This is a genomic window from Brucella intermedia LMG 3301 (assembly GCF_000182645.1).
Classification (GTDB): Bacteria; Pseudomonadota; Alphaproteobacteria; order Rhizobiales; family Rhizobiaceae; genus Brucella; species Brucella intermedia.
Genome location: NZ_ACQA01000001.1, coordinates 2,467,649 through 2,483,845 on the forward strand (window position 1 = coordinate 2,467,649; position 16,197 = coordinate 2,483,845).

Consider the following 16,197-nt stretch of genomic DNA (forward strand, 5'->3'; position numbering starts at 1 on the left):
CGATCTTGGAACAGGTAGCATGATCATCCTCGGACTAACCGGCTCCATAGGGATGGGTAAAACAACGGCGGCGAACATGTTCGCCGAAGCCGGTGTGCCGATCTATAGCGCCGACGACGCGGTGCATCGCCTTTATTCCGGCCGCGCCGCGCCCCTGATCGAGGCTGCGTTTCCGGGCACTGTCGAAAATGGTTCGGTCAATCGGGAAAAGCTTTCCGCTGCCGTTATCGGAAAACCGGAAGCCCTTAAAAGACTGGAAGCCATCGTCCATCCGCTGGTGCGGGAGGAAGAGGAAGCCTTTCGCCGCAATGCGCAGGATGCGGGCGCGCCGCTGGCGCTGATCGACATTCCGCTGCTTTTCGAAACCGGCGGCGACAAGCGTGTGGACAAGATCGTGGTCGTCTCCGCCCCCGCCGAGGTGCAGCGCCCGCGCGTGCTGGCACGACCGGGCATGAGCGAGGAAAAGCTCGATGCCATTCTCGCCCGCCAGACGCCGGATGCCGAAAAGCGCGCAAGGGCAGATTTCATCATCGATACGAGCGGCAGTTTCGACAATCTGCGCCGCCAGATTAACGAGATCATTGCCGAATTGAGTGGAAAGCCGGCAGTCACTGCGCAATGACCGGCAGCGCCATGCTATAGCTATACGAGATTCTTCCCGAGAGGTTCTTCAATGCGTGAAATCGTTTTCGATACGGAAACCACCGGTCTGGAAAGACTGGAGGACCGCGTGATCGAAATCGGCGGCGTGGAACTGATCAACAAGTTTCCCACAGGCCGCACTTTCCATAAATACATCAACCCGCAGGGGCGTCAGGTTCATGCCGAGGCGCTTGCGGTGCACGGCATCAGCAACGAACAATTGCTGGACAAGCCGACATTCGCGGAAATTCTGGACGAGTTTCTCGAATTTTTCGACGGTGCGAAGCTCGTCGCGCATAATGCCATGTTCGACCTTGGCTTCATCAATGCCGAACTTGCGCGGCTCGGACAGGCTGAAATCCAGGTGGAACGCGTTGTCGATACTCTGGCGCTTGCCCGCCGCAAGCATCCGATGGGGCCGAACTCGCTCGATGCTTTGTGCAAACGCTACGGCATCGAGAACGGCCACCGCACCCTGCACGGCGCCTTGCTCGATTCCGAGATATTGGCGGAAGTCTATATCGAGCTGATCGGCGGCAAGCAGACGGCGCTTGGCCTCAGCATCGGGGGAACCGCAAGCGGCAGCAATGCCGGGGACAGCGGCGCGGCCATCATCCTTGCGGCGCGCCCAAGGCCGCTTGCCCCGCGCATTTCCGATGAGGAACGCGCGGCCCACGCAGCACTTGTGGCCGGGCTCGGCGACAAGGCCATCTGGAAGAAATATCTGTCCTAGAGCATTTCCCGCAAAAGTGTGAAACGTCTGCGCGGGGAAATCAGTTCACTGGACTGATTTCTTATCCCGCTTCGATGCGTTGGATAACGCGATAGCGGTTATGCGTTTCCTTTTTCACTGGAGCCGCTCAAAACCCCCAAACGAAAAAGCCCGGTCGAAACCGGGCTTTTTGCTTGATGAAGCCTGCGATCAGCTCTTCACGGCGGACTTGGCCTGTTCTTCGGCCATACGGCTCTGGAACATCTGCGCGAAATCGATCGGGTCGATCATCAGCGGCGGGTAGCCGCCATTGCGCGTTGCGTCGGCAATGATCTGGCGCGCGAACGGGAACAGGAGGCGCGGGCATTCGATGAACAGAAGCGGCAGCATGTGCTCCTGCGGGATGCCCTGAATGCGGAACACGCCGCCATAGACGAGTTCGGTGTTGAAGAGGACGTCCTTGCCGTCGACGGCCTTGGCTTCCAGCGTCAGCACGACGTCGAAATCCGTCTCGGAAAGCGGATTGGCGTTGACGTTCACGTTGATGTTGATGGACGGCGCCTTTTCGCGCGGGCGCAGCGACAGCGGCGCGCCCGGGCTTTCAAAGGACAGGTCCTTCACATATTGCGCCAGAATGTTGAGGGACGGCTCGGCCGTCGCGCCATTGCCGTTCTTTACTTCGCCCGCGGCCTTATCGCTCATTATCGGTATGCCTTCTATCGGTGATTAAAATTTGGGCCCCTCGGGCACAAGCTGCGCTTGTGCTGCCCCGAAAGGTCGGAATGTTTGGCTAGCATGTGCGCGGGCATGAGGCAAGAAAGGCTTTTTAGGTTAGTATTTGCGTATTCAATGATCCTTGCGGTCGTCTTTCCCGGGCAAGTTTTCGTTCGGCCTGGTGGTGTAATCCTCGGGATCGAGATCGATGATATGGTCCTGGCGCGGATTCTGGCCGGGGCGCTGCTGCCCGTAACCGGTCGAATAATGCGTGGAGGTGGCGACGACCATGCGGCCGCGCATGAATTTTTCCCACATGAGATCCCGAATGAAGGGAACGAACAGCAGGATGCCGATGGCGCTGCTCACAAAGCCCGGCACGATCAGCAGGATCGCCGCCAGAACCAGCATGGCGCCATGCACCACTTCACGGTCCGGGACGCGCCCGGCTGCCGTTTCGGTGCGAATACGCTGCAAAAGCCCGATGCCCTGCACGCGCAGCAGAAAGAAACCCAGCATTGCGCTCAGAATGACAAGGCCCAGAGTCGCGAAAACGCCGATCTTGCTGCCGACAATGACGAAACCGGCAATTTCGATGAAAGGCATCGCCAGCAGGATGAAAGGGGCGAAAGAGGAGGACACGGAGGTACGACCTTTGTTGTTTGGTTCCGGGTTTCAGTCTAGCCTGAATTGTAACTTTTTGAGGTTCGGAACGAAATTGAAACTGTCTGTCATGCAATATCAAATAGGTACGCGTGATCGGGATTTGAATGATGACGTAAGCCGATCTATATGTATGGAATACAGACAGGGATAGGAAAGGCGCAACGCCGGTTCCTTCAATCAGCGGCAGGCGGCATGGAATTTTTTGATTTTGGCACGATATTCTTCTTCATCGCAGCGGTGATCATCTTTCTCCAGCTGAGGAATGTTCTTGGCCGTCGTACCGGAAACGAAAAACCGCCCTTCGATCCGTATACGTCCGCGCGCAGTGCCGATGCTGCACCGGCAGGCAGCGAGACCGACAATGTCGTCTCCCTCCCGCGTAGGACGGGCGAAAAGGATTTCACCGCCATCGACAAGGCCGCTCCGGCCGGCACGCCCGTCAATGACGGCCTGCGCGCGATTTATGCCGCCGATCCATCGTTCGATCCGGCCAGCTTCGTGGATGGCGTGAAGATCGCCTATGAAATGATCGTGATGTCGTTTGCCGATGGCGATCGCAAGGTTCTGAAGAATCTGCTTTCCAAGGATGTCTATGAAGGGTTCGTTTCGGCCATCGATGAACGCGAGGCCCGCGGCGAGAGCGTGCGTTCATCCTTCGTCGGCATAGACAAGGCGGAAATCACCGGCGCCGAGATGAAGGGATCGGAAGCGCATGTGACGGTCAACATCGTCAGCCAGATGATTTCCTCTACTTATGACAAGGACGGCAAGCTGATCGACGGCGATCCGGAAAACGTCCTCGAAATCAAGGACCTCTGGACCTTTGCCCGCGATACGCGGTCGCGCGATCCGAACTGGAAGCTTGTCGCGACCGAAGCGGAAGATTAAGAAAAAGCTTGTGAATCGGGCCGCTGACCCAACGCAGCGGCCTTTTTGTTTATGCATGATAGACGGATACGGCGATGAACGGCTTGGCGAGGATTTTGCGCCCGGTGGCTTTTTCCGATTGTCCGGGCTGGAACCGGGACGATCAGTCCGCCGCATTTGCTGCATTTCGCCGTTCAGCCGACCATGCTGCCCGCCAGACCTACAAAAGCGGCAGTCTCGGCATTGGTTTCGAAGCGCTGCAGCCGGTCTTTGCCGCTGCGCGCAGCCTCGATAATCCGGGCATGGAGGAAGCGCGTGCTTTCTTCGAACGGAATTTTCTCCCCTGCCGCATCGTGCCCGATACGGAAAAGGGCTTTGTAACCGCATTCTATGAGCCGGAGATCGAAGCCTCGCTTCACGCCGACGACCGTTTCAAGGTGCCGTTCCTGCGCCAGCCCGACGACCTCGTGAAGGTGACGGACGAGAATCGCCCACAGGGTTTCGATCCGTCCTTTGCCTTTGCGCGCCGGACGGAAAACGGTCTGGTGGAATATGACGACCGCCGGGCGATCGAGCGGGGCAGTCTTTCCGGGCGCGGACTGGAAATCGCTTTCGTCGCCGACCGGGTCGATGCGTTTTTCGCGCATGTGCAGGGTGCAGCGCGTCTGAAACTGCGCGATGGCCGAGTGCTGCGCATCGCCTATGCGGCCAAGACCGGCCATCCGTTCACCGGGATTGGCCGTATTCTGGTCGCCGATGGCGAAATCCCGGCGTCTGAAATTTCGATGCAGGCGATCCGCCGCTGGCTGGCTGAACATCCCGACAGGGCCGATGATCTCATCTGGCAGAACCGGTCCTATATCTTCTTCCGCGAAGCGCCGGTCGAGGATCCGGATGCCGGTCCGGTTGCCGCCGCAAAAGTTCCGCTCACCGCCGGGCGTTCGCTTGCCGTCGACAGATTGCTGCACACATTCGGGACGCCGATCCACGTCAGCGCGCCCACTGTCACCGTCTTTGACGGCGAGCCTTTTGCGCGGCTGATGATCGCGCAGGACACCGGCACGGCTATCGTCGGCCCTGCCCGGGGTGATCTCTTCGCCGGTTCGGGCGATGCGGCGGGCGAGATCGCCGGCGGCGTGAAGAACGATGCCGAGTTTTATGCGCTGGTGCCGCGCACCCTTCTGGGGGCTTGAACGGGATGGCGCGCGCGACCGACAAGCCGGAAAAGGACTATCTGCGGCCCGAAGACCGCATCTTATGGGAAATGGTCGCGAAAACCGCAAAGCCGCTGGTAAAGCCGAAGGCGGAACCGGACGAGCTTCCCGATTTCAAGACATTGATGGCGGAAGAAGAAAAGCGCCCGGCAAAGGCGAAGGTCCAGCCTGCGGCAGAGGCGGGCAAGCCGAAGAAGGGGCTCTCGGCGCTCAGCGAAATGCAGGTTCAGTCGCTCGACAAGCCGACGCACCGAAAGCTTGCGAAGGGTCGCGTCGATATTGAAGCGCGCATCGACCTGCACGGTCTCACGCAGGGAGAAGCGCACGGCCTGCTCTACGGATTTCTGGTCAGCGCCCATGCGCGCGGGCTGCGCCACGTCATGGTCATCACCGGCAAGGGCCGTTCATTCGGCAGCGAAGGCATTTTGCGGCAGGCGGTGCCGCACTGGTTCTCCACGCCGCTGTTCAGGCTTCTGGTCAGCGCCTATGAGGATGCGGCGCGTCACCATGGCGGGCATGGCGCCCTTTATGTAAGGCTTCGCCGCCAGACCCAGAACACGGCACAGCAGATATTGCCCGGAGGAAACAGGCCGCGATGACGCCATTTGGGATACGCCTGCGCGAGTTGCGGGAAGAGCGGGGGGTGACGCAGAAGGAAATGGCGGCGGCACTTCGCGTTTCACCGGCCTATCTGTCGGCGCTGGAACACGGACGGCGCGGCCAGCCGACCTGGGACCTGCTTCAGCGCATCATCACCTATTTCAACATCATCTGGGACGAGGCGGAAGAATTGCAGAACCTCGCCGCCGTGTCGCATCCGCGTGTGGTGATCGACACGTCGGGCCTGTCGCCGCAGGCGACGGAGCTTGCCAATCTTCTGGCGCGCAATATCCGCATCATCGACCGCGAGACGATCAAACATCTGAGCGAGGAAATTGAAGCCGCTCGCAAACGCCGCCGGGGAAACAGACCGGCGGGTTGAAAGCCTTGCCGGTCACTGCGGGTTGGACGGGCCGTATAATGTGTAGGATTTGGGAACGCCCATGAACCATTCGGTCGAGAGCTTCGCGTTCGGCGCGTAACCCTGGAATTCCTTGAGCGTCAGGATCTGGATTTCGTCGAAATAGTCCCGGATATGTTCTTCCGTCGGTTTTGACATGAAGCGCCAGGGTGAAATGCGCACCGCATGTCTGGCCACCGAGCGGGGGAGCCAATGCAATGCCGGGCAGAAGAAATGCGGCTCGATGGGAAACACGAAGGCCGGTGTCTGGATGAAGAAATAGTTGGAGACGCGCTGCACCTCCTTCACCAGATTGGCCCGCAGATGCAGCGGCACATGCTCGATGACCGAGTTGCAAACGGCGACATCGAAGGACTTGTCCTCGAAAGGCAGGTGCTCGCCGTCATAAAGGACGACCTTCATATGCCCGAAATCACCGCTGAAGGACCGCGCCTGGCCGTCATCGCGGATGTTGACCAGCGTTATGTCCCTTGGAACGTTGACGGCATCCTGCTTTTCCCAGAAATGGCGCGAGCCGCCCACGTCGCAAATCTTCAGCGAGGTGAAATCCGGCAGGGCCTCCCGGAAAAGCGCGCCGCGCTTGCGGCGAAAATATTCCGATGAAGAGTGGACGAGCCGGTCCCAGGCGGTTGATTTGACATTGCGTTCGACACGGCTCATCTGCAGCTCTCTTCCCATCCCCGATAAATTGTAGGGATATACCTAGCTGGTTTCATTTTTCCGGTCATCAGAAAACAAGGCTAGTTGTTAAAAGAGTGTATCGTCATCCTTTTATTAGGTTCACTTAAAATAAACTGCGTAACTCGTCCAACTTGGAATTGACCAGCCAGCCATAGTAGTTTTCCTGCGGCAGCACGGGTTCCTGGCCGTCGGCCCTGCGTCTGGCGTTTTCACTGGCCAGCGCCCGCGCCCGGGCTTCCGCGCCGCCCGTATTGTAGAGCGTGGCGGTGAGGCCCGGATTCTTCGAAATGTCGAAATCGGCGATCTGCCGGTAGGAGTTGATCGACTGTTTCAGCGTTGCCGCGATGTAGGGCAGCGTCAGGTCGGGGTCCATGATCGTCTTGTAGACCACATTGCCGTCCTCGGCGTTGAGCTTGGGCAGGCCGGAAACGCGGTTCACCATGTCCGACATCTGCAAGGCCGTCAGCGGGTTGATCTGGCCGAGGCCGAATGTCTGGCCCGCATAGAAGGGCTGGAAGAACACCGCGCTGAAGCGGTTGTTGGGATAGGCGTTGCCGCCGACCGACTTGCCGCGGAAATTCTTGTTCCAGACGTTTTCACGGCAGGACCACAGCGAATAGCTGTCCTTGTGCTTCAGGCAGTCGGCAAATTCCGGGCGCTTGATGAACTGGCCGATGCTCTCGCCATTATAGCCGAAGCTGACGCCCTGGTTCACATAGGACATGGCCTTGACGTAATAGGTCTGCAGCCGGTCATAGACATCGACATTATAGGTATGCTCGCCGACGATCGCGCCGACGATATGGATCGGATCAATGCCATAGGCCGCTGCCGTGGAACGGATCTTGGAGCGCAGCGAGGCATCCTTTTTCAGCAGACTGTAGATCTTCTGATACTTCTTCTCGTAGGTCGTGCTCAGTTCGCGCGTGCGCTTGGCGGATGCGCCGGGGATCGGCGGCTGTTCCGCATTGCGGTTACCGGGAGGGACAAGTGTTGCCGCATGGGCGCTCTGGCTGGCTACGATAAAGGCGAGGCAAAGGCCCGCAATGCGGTTCAGTGATCTGGTCATTATGCGGAAACAGCCCCGATATGGTGAAGATCTGGTAAATTTGCCGGAAAATAGAAAACCCCCCGATGCAAGTCGAGGGGTTTTTGCGCATTCCTTGACAAGTGGCCGGAAGCCGTGGCTTTCCGGTCACTTACAGGCGTCTTCGTCAGAGAATGAAGCGCGACAGATCGGTATTCTTGGCAAGGCCGTCGATCTTGTCTTTGACATAGGCCGCGTCGATGGTGAAGACCGCGCCGGTCTTGTCTGGAGCGGCAAACGAGATTTCATCCAGAACCCGTTCCATCACCGTCTGCAACCGGCGGGCGCCGATGTTTTCAACCGTTGCATTGAGGTCGACGGCGATGTCGGCCAAAGCATCGATTGCGTCGTCGGTAAAGGTGAGCTTCACCTCTTCCGTCTCCATCAGGGCGATATACTGCTTGATCAGGCTCGCTTCGGTTTCCGTCAGGATGCGGCGGAAGTCCTCGCGGGTCAGCGCGTTCAACTCCACGCGGATCGGCAGTCGGCCCTGCAATTCCGGCAGCAGGTCAGACGGCTTGGAAACGTGGAACGCACCGGATGCGATGAACAAGATATGATCTGTTTTCACCGGTCCGTATTTGGTCGCAACCGTCGTGCCTTCGACCAGCGGCAGGAGATCGCGCTGCACGCCTTCGCGTGAAACGCCCGCTCCCATGCCGCCTTCCCGCGAGGCGATCTTGTCGATCTCGTCGATGAACACGATGCCCTCGTCTTCGGTGACCCGAAGCGCTTCCTGCACGATCTGCTCCTGATCCAGAAGCTTGTCGGATTCATCGTTGATCAGGATCGCATAGGAATCCTTCACCGTGGTCTTGCGCGTCTTGGTGCGCCCGCCCATGGCCTTGCCCAGCATGTCGGAGAGGTTCATGACGCCGATATTGGCGCCGGGCATGCCCGGTATCTCGAAGCTCGGGCCGGAGCCGGTATCGGCGACCTCGATTTCGATTTCCTTGTCGTCCAGCTCGTTATTGCGCAGCTTCTTGCGGAAGCTGTCGCGCGTCGCGGGGCTGGCGGTCTTGCCGACCAGCGCTTCCAGCACGCGTTCCTCGGCATTGAGATGCGCCTTGGCCTTCACATCCTCGCGGCGCTTTTCACGCACCAGCGTGATGGCAACCTCGACCAGATCGCGGATGATCTGCTCCACGTCGCGGCCGACATAGCCGACTTCGGTGAACTTGGTCGCTTCCACCTTGACGAAAGGTGCACCAGCGAGCCGGGCGAGACGGCGGGAAATCTCCGTCTTGCCGACGCCGGTCGGTCCGATCATCAGTATGTTCTTCGGCATGACCTCTTCGCGCATCTGGCCTTCGAGCTGCTGGCGGCGCCAGCGATTGCGCAGCGCAATGGCGACGGCGCGCTTGGCGTCGTTCTGGCCGATAATGAAGCGGTCGAGTTCCGAGACGATTTCACGGGGGGAGAAGTTACTCATGATTATAACCCACTTTGCCACTGCTTGATGAACTCGAACGGATGCAGCAGCATGATCACGTTGAGCGTAAGGTTGTCGCGGATGACGATCAGCGCCAGAACTTCAAAGAACAGCGCGATGGCGACGGTTATTTTCGTTGGCAGTCTGGCTGCGAGCAGGAAGCCGATCAGGGCGGCAACCGTGTCGGAGACCGAATTCACGATGCTGTCGCCGAAATAGTCCACCGAGGACGTATTGGCGCGATAGCGCTCGATAATGAAACTCGAGTTCTCGACCAGTTCCCACAGGGCTTCGATGCCCACCGCCGCTGCAAGCCTCAGGCCGAGCGGGGCTTTGGGGGCGATGATCGTGAACAGCCAGTAGAACAGGAAGCCATGGATGATGTGCGACAGCGTATACCAGTCGGATATATGCTGCGAGTTTTCGGACATCAGCGAACCGGACCATAATTTTATGGTCCCGCATTCGCACATGGCGATCCGCCCGTCGAGGTGAAGCCAGAAGGCCTGGACCGCGAGTATGGCGAGAACGATCAGGGCGCCGAGGCCCCAGCGTTGCGCACTCGGTTTCGAGGCCTGCGCGAGCGAGCTCATTCTGCGTCTAGGCTTTCCACGATGACGTTGTGGTTGGTGTAGATGCAGATATCGGCTGCGATCTCCATCGCCTTGCGGGCGATTTCCTCGGCTGACTTGTCCGTATCGACGAGGGCGCGTGCGGCGGCGAGCGCATAATTGCCGCCCGAACCGATGGCCATCACGCCATGTTCGGGTTCAAGCACGTCGCCGGTGCCGGTCAGCGCCAGCGTCACCTTGCTGTCGGCGACCAGCATCATGGCTTCCAGCTTGCGCAGGTAACGGTCGGTGCGCCAGTCCTTGGCCAGTTCCACCGAAGCGCGCATGAGCTGGTCGGGATATTGCTCGAGCTTGGCTTCGAGCCTTTCCAGAAGGGTGAACGCGTCGGCGGTTGCGCCTGCAAAACCGGCAATCACATTGCCCTTGCCGATACGGCGAACCTTGCGCGCATTGCCCTTCATGACGGTATTGCCGAGCGAAACCTGTCCGTCACCGGCGATGACGACCTTGCCGCCCTTGCGAACGGTAACGATGGTCGTGCCGTAAATTGTCGTGGGATGATGTTCGATCATGGATGCTCCTTTGGCGGCACAGGCAATCCCGGAAGGCAATTGCAGATGCCCCTTGATCTAGAGCATTTCCTGTTCGCTTGAATCATCGGAAATGCTCTAACTGTTTTTAACGCGCATCCAGTTCCGAAAACCGCTTCGCACTTTTCGGGATGCGCTCTGTTGGGAAACAGGCTCCGTCAGCCATCGGCGGATGAATCGTGCTTCGGTGAGAATATTTAAGAACGTATCGATGAATTGCAAATGCCGAATTGCAGCTTGCCTGACCGGCAAAAGGAATTGGCAAAGTGGGCAAGCTGTTCTAGAACGCCTCCAAGCTATGTAATGAGGAAAGCTTATGACTGCTGAAAGCACCCGCAAGGCAAGTATCGAACGCTCCACGAAGGAAACGAGCATTGCCGTTTCCGTCGATCTGGACGGCGTCGGCAAGTTCGACATCACCACCGGTGTCGGCTTCTTCGATCATATGCTGGAGCAGCTTTCCCGACATTCGCTGATCGATATGCGCGTGATGGCCAAGGGCGACCTGCATATCGACGATCACCATACGGTGGAAGATACCGGCATCGCGCTCGGCCAGGCTATTGCCAAGGCGCTTGGCGAGCGTCGCGGTATCGTGCGCTATGCCTCGATGGACCTCGCCATGGACGATACGCTGACCGGCGCTGCCGTCGACGTGTCGGGACGCGCCTTCCTGGTCTGGAACGTCAATTTCACGACCTCCAAGATCGGTGCATTCGACACCGAACTGGTGCGCGAGTTCTTCCAGGCTTTCGCGATGAACGCAGGCATCACGCTGCATATCAACAATCATTATGGTGCCAATAACCACCATATCGCGGAATCGATCTTCAAGGCCGTGGCCCGGGTTCTGCGCATGGCGCTCGAAACCGATCCGCGCCAGAAGGATGCAATTCCCTCCACAAAGGGTTCGCTGAAAGGGTAAGCCATGGCGCAATTCGTCGTTCTTGAACCGGAAGATACTCAAAATCTTGAGCAAGCCGTGTTCGTGCGCGATGGATTCCATGTATGGGCGCTGGTCCTCCCCTTTGTCTGGCTGCTGGCGCAGCGTCTGTGGTTCGAAGCCTTTGCCGTGGTGGGCGTCACGATCCTGCTCGGGCTCGTCGCGACCCATTTCGGTATCGAAGGCGCGGTGCCGGTTCTGACCTTGCTCATGTCGCTCTTCGCCGCGCTGGAAGGCGCCAACTGGAAGATCGCCCGGCTGCGGCGGCGGGGTTTCGTCGAAAAGGCGGTCATCGATGCGTCCGATCTGGAAGAAGCGGAAATCCGCTATTTCTATCGCCTCCAAGATGCGGGCCAGCCGGCAGCGCCGCTTGCGGACCTTGCGGACAAGCCTGCCCCTCAGCCTGCCCCTCACTGGGCGCAGCAGCCTCCTCGTCCCGCCTATTCCTCATTTGGCTCGACCATCGGGTTTGTCGGCCATCGCGGAGAAAACTGAAAATGCGTGTTGCAATCATCGATTACGGCTCCGGCAATCTGCGCTCGGCCACCAAGGCTTTTGAGCGTGCAGCACTTGAGAGCGGTATCGCGGCGCAGATCGAATTGACGGCGGATGCCGATCGCGTGGCGTCGGCTGACCGCATCGTGCTGCCTGGCGTTGGCGCCTATGCGGATTGCCGTCGCGGCCTCCATGCCGTTCCGGGCATGGTGGATGCGCTGGAAGACGTCGTGCTGAAAAAGGCGCACCCTTTTCTTGGCATCTGCGTGGGCATGCAGCTCATGTCCGAGCGCGGGCTGGAAAAGGAAGTCACCGAGGGGCTCGGCTGGATCGCGGGCGATGTGCGCGAAATGACGCCATCCGACCCGGCGCTGAAGATTCCGCAGATCGGCTGGAACAGGATTCACGTGAAACATTCCCATCCGATCTTCGAGGGAATCGAGACCGGCGAGAACGGATTGCACGCCTATTTCGTGCATTCCTATATGTTCGATGCGAAGAACAGGTCCGACATTCTGGCAGTCACCGAGTACGGCGGCGATGTCACCGCAGCGGTCGGGCGCGACAATATGGTGGGAACCCAGTTCCATCCTGAAAAGAGCCAGCTGCTCGGCCTTTCGCTCATCGCCAATTTCCTGAAATGGAAGCCCTGAGACCATGATCCTTTTTCCCGCCATCGATTTGAAAGACGGTCAATGCGTGCGCCTGAAGCTCGGCGACATGGATCAGGCCACCGTCTATAATGAAGATCCGGCAGCGCAGGCCAGGGCCTTCGAGGATCAGGGTTTTGAATGGCTGCATGTGGTCGATCTCAACGGTGCTTTTGCCGGCGAAAGCGTCAATGGCAAGGCCGTGGAAGCGATCCTGAAAGCCACCAAAAATCCGGTACAGCTCGGCGGCGGCATCCGCACGCTCCAGCATATCGAGAACTGGCTTTCCAAGGGACTGCGCCGTGTCATCCTCGGCACGGTTGCCGTGCGCGATCCGGCGCTGGTGATCGAGGCCTGCAAGGCGTTCCCGGGTCAGGTCGCCGTCGGCATCGACGCCAAGGGCGGCTATGTAGCCGTCGAGGGTTGGGCGGAAGCGTCAGAACTCGGCGTGATCGAACTGGCGAAGAAGTTTGAAGGCGCAGGCGTTGCCGCCATCATCTATACCGATATCGACCGCGACGGCGTTCTGGCCGGTATCAACTGGGATTCGACGCTTGCGCTCGCGGACTGCGTTTCCATCCCGGTGATCGCATCGGGCGGCCTCGCCTCGATGGATGACATCAAACGTCTTGCAGCCCCTGACGCCCGCAAGCTGGAAGGCGCGATTTCAGGTCGCGCGCTTTATGACGGCCGCATCGATCCGGCGGAAGCCTTGTCTGTACTGAGGGCCACAGCATGACCTTGAAAGCACGCGTAATTCCCTGCCTCGATGTTAAAGACGGCCGCTCCCGCCTGCCCGCAGCGAACAGTCCGGCAAAGGCCGGATCGCGAGGACAGGCAAAACTGAAAAGAGACGCGGCAGATCGAGGACAACCATGCTGAAAGCAAGAGTGATACCGTGCCTCGATGTGAAGGACGGACGCGTCGTCAAGGGCGTCAACTTTGTCGATCTGATCGATGCCGGTGATCCGGTGGAGGCTGCCCGCGCCTATGATGCGGCTGGCGCGGACGAACTGTGCTTCCTCGACATCACGGCGTCTTCGGACAATCGCGAGACAATTTTCGATGTGGTGGCCCGCACGGCAGAACAGTGCTTCATGCCGCTCACCGTTGGCGGCGGCGTGCGTCAGGTAGCTGACATTCGCAAGCTGCTTCTGGCCGGTGCCGACAAGGTTTCGATCAATACGGCTGCGGTGAAAAACCCGGAATTCGTTGCCGAAGCTGCCGACAAGTTCGGCGACCAGTGCATCGTCGTTGCCATCGACGCCAAGAAGGTGTCCGGCGACGGCGAGGCCGACCGTTGGGAAATATTCACCCATGGCGGACGCCAGACGACAGGCATCGATGCGGTGGAATTTGCGCAGAAGGTGGTAAGCCTCGGTGCTGGCGAAATCCTGCTGACCTCGATGGATCGCGACGGCACCAAGGCCGGTTACGACGTGGCCCTGACGCGGGCCGTGGCCGACAGCGTGCGCGTTCCGGTCATTGCATCGGGCGGTGTCGGCAATCTCGATCACATGGTTGCGGGCATTCGCGACGGACACGCGACGGCAGTTCTCGCAGCATCCATCTTCCACTTCGGCACCTATACGATTGGCGAGGCCAAGCGCTATATGGCCGAAGCTGGCATTCCGATGCGCCTTGATCCGGTCCGCTGAACAATACAGGAAATACCACAATGAGCCAGTTCACTCTTTCCGACCTTGAACGGATCGTCGCGGAACGTGCCAGCGTGACAGACGGCTCGTCCTATACGGCAAGCCTGGTGGCCAGAGGCCAGTCGCGGGCGGCGAAAAAGCTTGGCGAGGAAGCCGTGGAAACGGTCATCGCCGCCGTCGAAGGCAACCGCGCGGAGGTGGTGACGGAAAGCGCCGACCTGCTTTATCACCTGCTGGTGGTTCTCAAGGTTGCAGGCGTTTCGCTTGATGAGGTGCTTCAGGAGTTGCAACGCCGCACGGCGCAGACCGGCCTTGAAGAAAAAGCCGGTCGTCCGAAAGCCTAAATGCAAATTGGACTGGAAGCTGCTAGTGCAGGATTGGCGTTGAGGGAGAGCAGCGACAATATGTGGGAAAAAGTGGATCAGCTAACGCCGTCGCGTTACTCGCCTTACCGTTTCTTTTCGGCAGAGGAATGGGCGGGCTTTCGCGCCGATACGCCCCTTACCCTGACTTATGACGAGGTCAAGCGGCTGCGTTCGCTGGGCGACCCCATCGATCTCGATGAGGTGCGGCGCATCTATCTGTCGCTGTCGCGCTTGCTGTCGGCGCATGTGGAGGCGAGCCAGCTTCTGTTCGAGCAGCGCAAGCAGTTCCTCAACATGGAGGAGTCGTTCAAGACGCCGTTCATCATCGGCATTGCCGGTTCGGTCGCAGTCGGGAAATCCACGACCGCACGTATCCTGAAAGAGCTTCTTGCCCGCTGGCCGTCGAGCCCGAAGGTCGACCTCGTGACGACCGACGGTTTTCTTTATCCCAATGCGGTCCTGCGCGAGCAGAACATGATGGAGCGCAAGGGCTTTCCCGAAAGCTACGATGTCGGCGCGGTCTTGCGCTTCCTGTCGGCGATCAAGGCCGGCATGAGCCAGGTGCGCGCCCCACTCTATTCGCACTTAAGCTACGACGTCTTGCAGGGCGAATATCAGATCGTCGACAAGCCGGACATCCTGATCTTTGAAGGCATCAATGTGCTGCAGGTGCGCGATCTGCCGGAAGACGGCAAGATGGTGCCCTTCGTGTCGGATTTCTTCGATTTCTCCATCTATATCGATGCGGAATCGGAACTGATCCACAAATGGTATATCGACCGCTTCATGCGGCTGCGGGAGACCGCCTTCGTCAATCCGGAATCCTTCTTCCATCGTTATTCGCAGCTTTCCGAAGATGCGGCGCGTTCGATTGGCGAAGGGCTGTGGAACAATATCAACCTGAAGAACCTCAAGGATAATATCCTGCCGACACGCCCGCGCGCCGATCTGATCCTGCGCAAGGGCAGCGATCACCTGATCGAGGAAGTCGCGCTCAGGAAGATATGAAAAAGGGCCGGTTTCCGGCCCTTTTCTTTTGGCGGAAAGCAGCGGGTCAGGCGGTGCAGTCGCGCATGAAGCGTTCAAGATACGCATCGAAGACGGCTGGTGTCTCGCGGAAGGGCGCATGCCCTGCGCCGTCGATGATGTGGGTCTTGCCTTCCCACAGATTGCCGAACCGGACTTTCGAGACGAAATCCAGTTCGACGAACGGCTCGTCGCGCCCGTTGACTACAGCTATGGGAAGCGTCGCCGCGGCAACGATATCGCGCTGGTTTCCGCCGGTCCCGGCTGCGAACTTCTCGAACATGATGCGCCGCGCGCGCCCATCCGTGCGGGCGACAATATCGAGCAACCCCTCTTCGAACGGTTCGCCGCAGGTGCTGCGCGCGTAGGATTCGACATCGCGGGCGGAAAAGACTTCCTGCCCCGCCAGCGCCATGTCGGGACCGCTCTTGAACCCCTGCCCCACTTCCTCCCGCGCCACGGGCGGCGTGCCGGTAATCATCAGGCCGCGCATGCCGGGAAAGCGCGAGATCATCTCGATGCCGATATGGCCGCCGAGCGACCAGCCGAAGACGACCGCCTCCGAAATGCCGAGTTTTTCGAGAACCTCCGTCATCGCGTCGGCATAGCCCTCCATGGAATAACTGCGATCCGGATCGAGCGCGTCGCCCGCCTGGCCGTGGCCCGGCAGATCCGGCGCGATTATCCGCCAGTTCCTGCCAATCTCGCCTTCAAGCTGGGGTGCGAAGATTGCACCTGCGCTGGAATTGCCGTGAATCATCAGAAGCGGCATCCCCTCGCCCGCGCTTTCACGGATGGCAATTCTGCCGTGGCTGGTTTCAATCTCGCGATAATTGATCGTCATGTCATCTGTTCCCACAGT

The 16,197-nt window shown here is 59.2% G+C and carries 21 protein-coding genes; 13 read left to right on the forward strand and 8 right to left on the reverse strand.

Annotation, left to right across the window (positions count from 1 at the left end):
* Positions 1-19: 19 nt before the first annotated feature.
* Together coaE and dnaQ are read left to right on the forward strand one after the other, a co-directional pair.
* The gene (gene coaE, locus OINT_RS11840) at positions 20-622 is read left to right on the forward strand and encodes a dephospho-CoA kinase (protein ID WP_006468050.1); all 603 of its coding nucleotides are present in this window, start codon (positions 20-22) and stop codon (positions 620-622) included.
* Between the two features lie 51 nt (positions 623-673).
* Complete coding sequence (gene dnaQ, locus OINT_RS11845) at positions 674-1,375, forward strand: DNA polymerase III subunit epsilon (RefSeq protein WP_006468051.1); 702 nt, start codon at positions 674-676, stop codon at positions 1,373-1,375.
* Between the two features lie 189 nt (positions 1,376-1,564).
* Here dnaQ and secB read toward each other — a convergent pair whose 3' ends face one another.
* Both secB and OINT_RS11855 read right to left on the reverse strand, forming a co-directional pair.
* Positions 1,565-2,056 (reverse strand): protein-export chaperone SecB, encoded by a 492-nt coding sequence (gene secB / locus OINT_RS11850; RefSeq protein ID WP_006468052.1) that lies wholly within the window; start codon positions 2,054-2,056, stop codon positions 1,565-1,567.
* Positions 2,057-2,200: 144 nt separating this feature from the next.
* Complete coding sequence (locus OINT_RS11855; RefSeq protein WP_006468053.1) at positions 2,201-2,710, reverse strand: FxsA family protein; 510 nt, start codon at positions 2,708-2,710, stop codon at positions 2,201-2,203.
* A gap of 216 nt (positions 2,711-2,926) precedes the next feature.
* Between OINT_RS11855 and OINT_RS11860 the strand changes: the two genes are divergently transcribed.
* The 4 genes from OINT_RS11860 to OINT_RS11875 all read left to right on the forward strand — a co-directional run bounded on the left by OINT_RS11860 (position 2,927) and on the right by OINT_RS11875 (position 5,797).
* Positions 2,927-3,622 (forward strand): Tim44/TimA family putative adaptor protein, encoded by a 696-nt coding sequence (locus OINT_RS11860; protein ID WP_006472846.1) that lies wholly within the window; start codon positions 2,927-2,929, stop codon positions 3,620-3,622.
* Between the two features lie 74 nt (positions 3,623-3,696).
* A complete protein-coding gene (mltA, locus tag OINT_RS11865; protein WP_006468055.1) occupies positions 3,697-4,794 on the forward strand; it encodes a murein transglycosylase A in 1,098 nt (365 codons plus the stop codon).
* Between the two features lie 5 nt (positions 4,795-4,799).
* The gene (locus tag OINT_RS11870) at positions 4,800-5,414 is read left to right on the forward strand and encodes a Smr/MutS family protein (protein WP_006472845.1); all 615 of its coding nucleotides are present in this window, start codon (positions 4,800-4,802) and stop codon (positions 5,412-5,414) included.
* Positions 5,411-5,797, forward strand: coding sequence for a helix-turn-helix domain-containing protein (locus OINT_RS11875; protein WP_006468057.1), 387 nt, complete (start codon positions 5,411-5,413; stop codon positions 5,795-5,797). The genes OINT_RS11870 and OINT_RS11875 overlap by 4 nt, the downstream gene beginning before the upstream one ends.
* Positions 5,798-5,809: 12 nt before the next feature.
* Here the strand turns inward: OINT_RS11875 and OINT_RS22505 are convergent, their stop codons facing one another.
* The 5 genes from OINT_RS22505 to hslV all read right to left on the reverse strand — a co-directional run bounded on the left by OINT_RS22505 (position 5,810) and on the right by hslV (position 10,180).
* Entirely contained in the window at positions 5,810-6,496 is a 687-nt protein-coding gene (locus tag OINT_RS22505) for a class I SAM-dependent methyltransferase (protein WP_006472844.1), read from the reverse strand.
* A 124-nt stretch (positions 6,497-6,620) separates the two neighbouring features.
* Positions 6,621-7,586, reverse strand: coding sequence for a DUF1402 family protein (locus OINT_RS11885; RefSeq protein WP_006468058.1), 966 nt, complete (start codon positions 7,584-7,586; stop codon positions 6,621-6,623).
* A gap of 145 nt (positions 7,587-7,731) precedes the next feature.
* Positions 7,732-9,036 (reverse strand): ATP-dependent protease ATPase subunit HslU, encoded by a 1,305-nt coding sequence (gene hslU / locus OINT_RS11890; RefSeq protein ID WP_006472843.1) that lies wholly within the window; start codon positions 9,034-9,036, stop codon positions 7,732-7,734.
* Between the two features lie 2 nt (positions 9,037-9,038).
* On the reverse strand, positions 9,039-9,629 hold the full coding sequence (locus OINT_RS11895; protein WP_006468060.1) for a DUF2585 domain-containing protein: 591 nt from the start codon (positions 9,627-9,629) through the stop codon (positions 9,039-9,041).
* A complete protein-coding gene (hslV, locus tag OINT_RS11900; protein ID WP_006468061.1) occupies positions 9,626-10,180 on the reverse strand; it encodes an ATP-dependent protease subunit HslV in 555 nt (184 codons plus the stop codon). The genes OINT_RS11895 and hslV overlap by 4 nt, the downstream gene beginning before the upstream one ends.
* Positions 10,181-10,514: 334 nt before the next feature.
* Here hslV and hisB point away from each other — a divergent pair, with 334 nt between their 5' ends.
* The 7 genes from hisB to coaA all read left to right on the forward strand — a co-directional run bounded on the left by hisB (position 10,515) and on the right by coaA (position 15,317).
* Positions 10,515-11,123 carry an imidazoleglycerol-phosphate dehydratase HisB gene (gene hisB / locus OINT_RS11905; RefSeq protein ID WP_006468063.1) on the forward strand — a complete coding sequence of 203 codons (609 nt, stop codon included), beginning with the start codon at positions 10,515-10,517 and terminating at the stop codon, positions 11,121-11,123.
* Between the two features lie 3 nt (positions 11,124-11,126).
* Positions 11,127-11,636, forward strand: coding sequence for a DUF2628 domain-containing protein (locus OINT_RS11910; RefSeq protein WP_006468064.1), 510 nt, complete (start codon positions 11,127-11,129; stop codon positions 11,634-11,636).
* Positions 11,637-11,638: 2 nt separating this feature from the next.
* Entirely contained in the window at positions 11,639-12,289 is a 651-nt protein-coding gene (gene hisH, locus OINT_RS11915) for an imidazole glycerol phosphate synthase subunit HisH (protein WP_006468065.1), read from the forward strand.
* Between the two features lie 4 nt (positions 12,290-12,293).
* Positions 12,294-13,025, forward strand: coding sequence for a 1-(5-phosphoribosyl)-5-[(5-phosphoribosylamino)methylideneamino]imidazole-4-carboxamide isomerase (gene hisA, locus OINT_RS11920; protein ID WP_006468066.1), 732 nt, complete (start codon positions 12,294-12,296; stop codon positions 13,023-13,025).
* 136 nt (positions 13,026-13,161) lie between these two features.
* Positions 13,162-13,944: an imidazole glycerol phosphate synthase subunit HisF gene (hisF, locus tag OINT_RS11925; protein WP_006468068.1), complete on the forward strand. Its 783-nt coding sequence runs from the start codon at positions 13,162-13,164 to the stop codon at positions 13,942-13,944.
* A 20-nt stretch (positions 13,945-13,964) separates the two neighbouring features.
* On the forward strand, positions 13,965-14,288 hold the full coding sequence (locus tag OINT_RS11930) for a phosphoribosyl-ATP diphosphatase (RefSeq protein WP_006468069.1): 324 nt from the start codon (positions 13,965-13,967) through the stop codon (positions 14,286-14,288).
* Between the two features lie 60 nt (positions 14,289-14,348).
* Positions 14,349-15,317 carry a type I pantothenate kinase gene (gene coaA / locus OINT_RS11935; protein ID WP_006472527.1) on the forward strand — a complete coding sequence of 323 codons (969 nt, stop codon included), beginning with the start codon at positions 14,349-14,351 and terminating at the stop codon, positions 15,315-15,317.
* 46 nt (positions 15,318-15,363) lie between these two features.
* Here the strand turns inward: coaA and OINT_RS11940 are convergent, their stop codons facing one another.
* Positions 15,364-16,179 carry an alpha/beta fold hydrolase gene (locus OINT_RS11940; protein ID WP_006472526.1) on the reverse strand — a complete coding sequence of 272 codons (816 nt, stop codon included), beginning with the start codon at positions 16,177-16,179 and terminating at the stop codon, positions 15,364-15,366.
* Positions 16,180-16,197: the final 18 nt, after the last annotated feature.

Coding starts and splice junctions, on each gene's coding strand:
- coaE (WP_006468050.1), top strand. CDS start 20: ATGATCATCCTCGGACTAACCGGCTCCATAGGGATGGGTAAAACAACG.
- dnaQ (WP_006468051.1), top strand. CDS start 674: ATGCGTGAAATCGTTTTCGATACGGAAACCACCGGTCTGGAAAGACTG.
- secB (WP_006468052.1), bottom strand. CDS start 2,056: ATGAGCGATAAGGCCGCGGGCGAAGTAAAGAACGGCAATGGCGCGACG.
- OINT_RS11860 (WP_006472846.1), top strand. CDS start 2,927: ATGGAATTTTTTGATTTTGGCACGATATTCTTCTTCATCGCAGCGGTG.
- mltA (WP_006468055.1), top strand. CDS start 3,697: ATGAACGGCTTGGCGAGGATTTTGCGCCCGGTGGCTTTTTCCGATTGT.
- OINT_RS11870 (WP_006472845.1), top strand. CDS start 4,800: ATGGCGCGCGCGACCGACAAGCCGGAAAAGGACTATCTGCGGCCCGAA.
- OINT_RS11875 (WP_006468057.1), top strand. CDS start 5,411: ATGACGCCATTTGGGATACGCCTGCGCGAGTTGCGGGAAGAGCGGGGG.
- OINT_RS22505 (WP_006472844.1), bottom strand. CDS start 6,496: ATGAGCCGTGTCGAACGCAATGTCAAATCAACCGCCTGGGACCGGCTC.
- OINT_RS11885 (WP_006468058.1), bottom strand. CDS start 7,586: ATGACCAGATCACTGAACCGCATTGCGGGCCTTTGCCTCGCCTTTATC.
- hslU (WP_006472843.1), bottom strand. CDS start 9,036: ATGAGTAACTTCTCCCCCCGTGAAATCGTCTCGGAACTCGACCGCTTC.
- OINT_RS11895 (WP_006468060.1), bottom strand. CDS start 9,629: ATGAGCTCGCTCGCGCAGGCCTCGAAACCGAGTGCGCAACGCTGGGGC.
- hslV (WP_006468061.1), bottom strand. CDS start 10,180: ATGATCGAACATCATCCCACGACAATTTACGGCACGACCATCGTTACC.
- hisB (WP_006468063.1), top strand. CDS start 10,515: ATGACTGCTGAAAGCACCCGCAAGGCAAGTATCGAACGCTCCACGAAG.
- OINT_RS11910 (WP_006468064.1), top strand. CDS start 11,127: ATGGCGCAATTCGTCGTTCTTGAACCGGAAGATACTCAAAATCTTGAG.
- hisH (WP_006468065.1), top strand. CDS start 11,639: ATGCGTGTTGCAATCATCGATTACGGCTCCGGCAATCTGCGCTCGGCC.
- hisA (WP_006468066.1), top strand. CDS start 12,294: ATGATCCTTTTTCCCGCCATCGATTTGAAAGACGGTCAATGCGTGCGC.
- hisF (WP_006468068.1), top strand. CDS start 13,162: ATGCTGAAAGCAAGAGTGATACCGTGCCTCGATGTGAAGGACGGACGC.
- OINT_RS11930 (WP_006468069.1), top strand. CDS start 13,965: ATGAGCCAGTTCACTCTTTCCGACCTTGAACGGATCGTCGCGGAACGT.
- coaA (WP_006472527.1), top strand. CDS start 14,349: ATGTGGGAAAAAGTGGATCAGCTAACGCCGTCGCGTTACTCGCCTTAC.
- OINT_RS11940 (WP_006472526.1), bottom strand. CDS start 16,179: ATGACGATCAATTATCGCGAGATTGAAACCAGCCACGGCAGAATTGCC.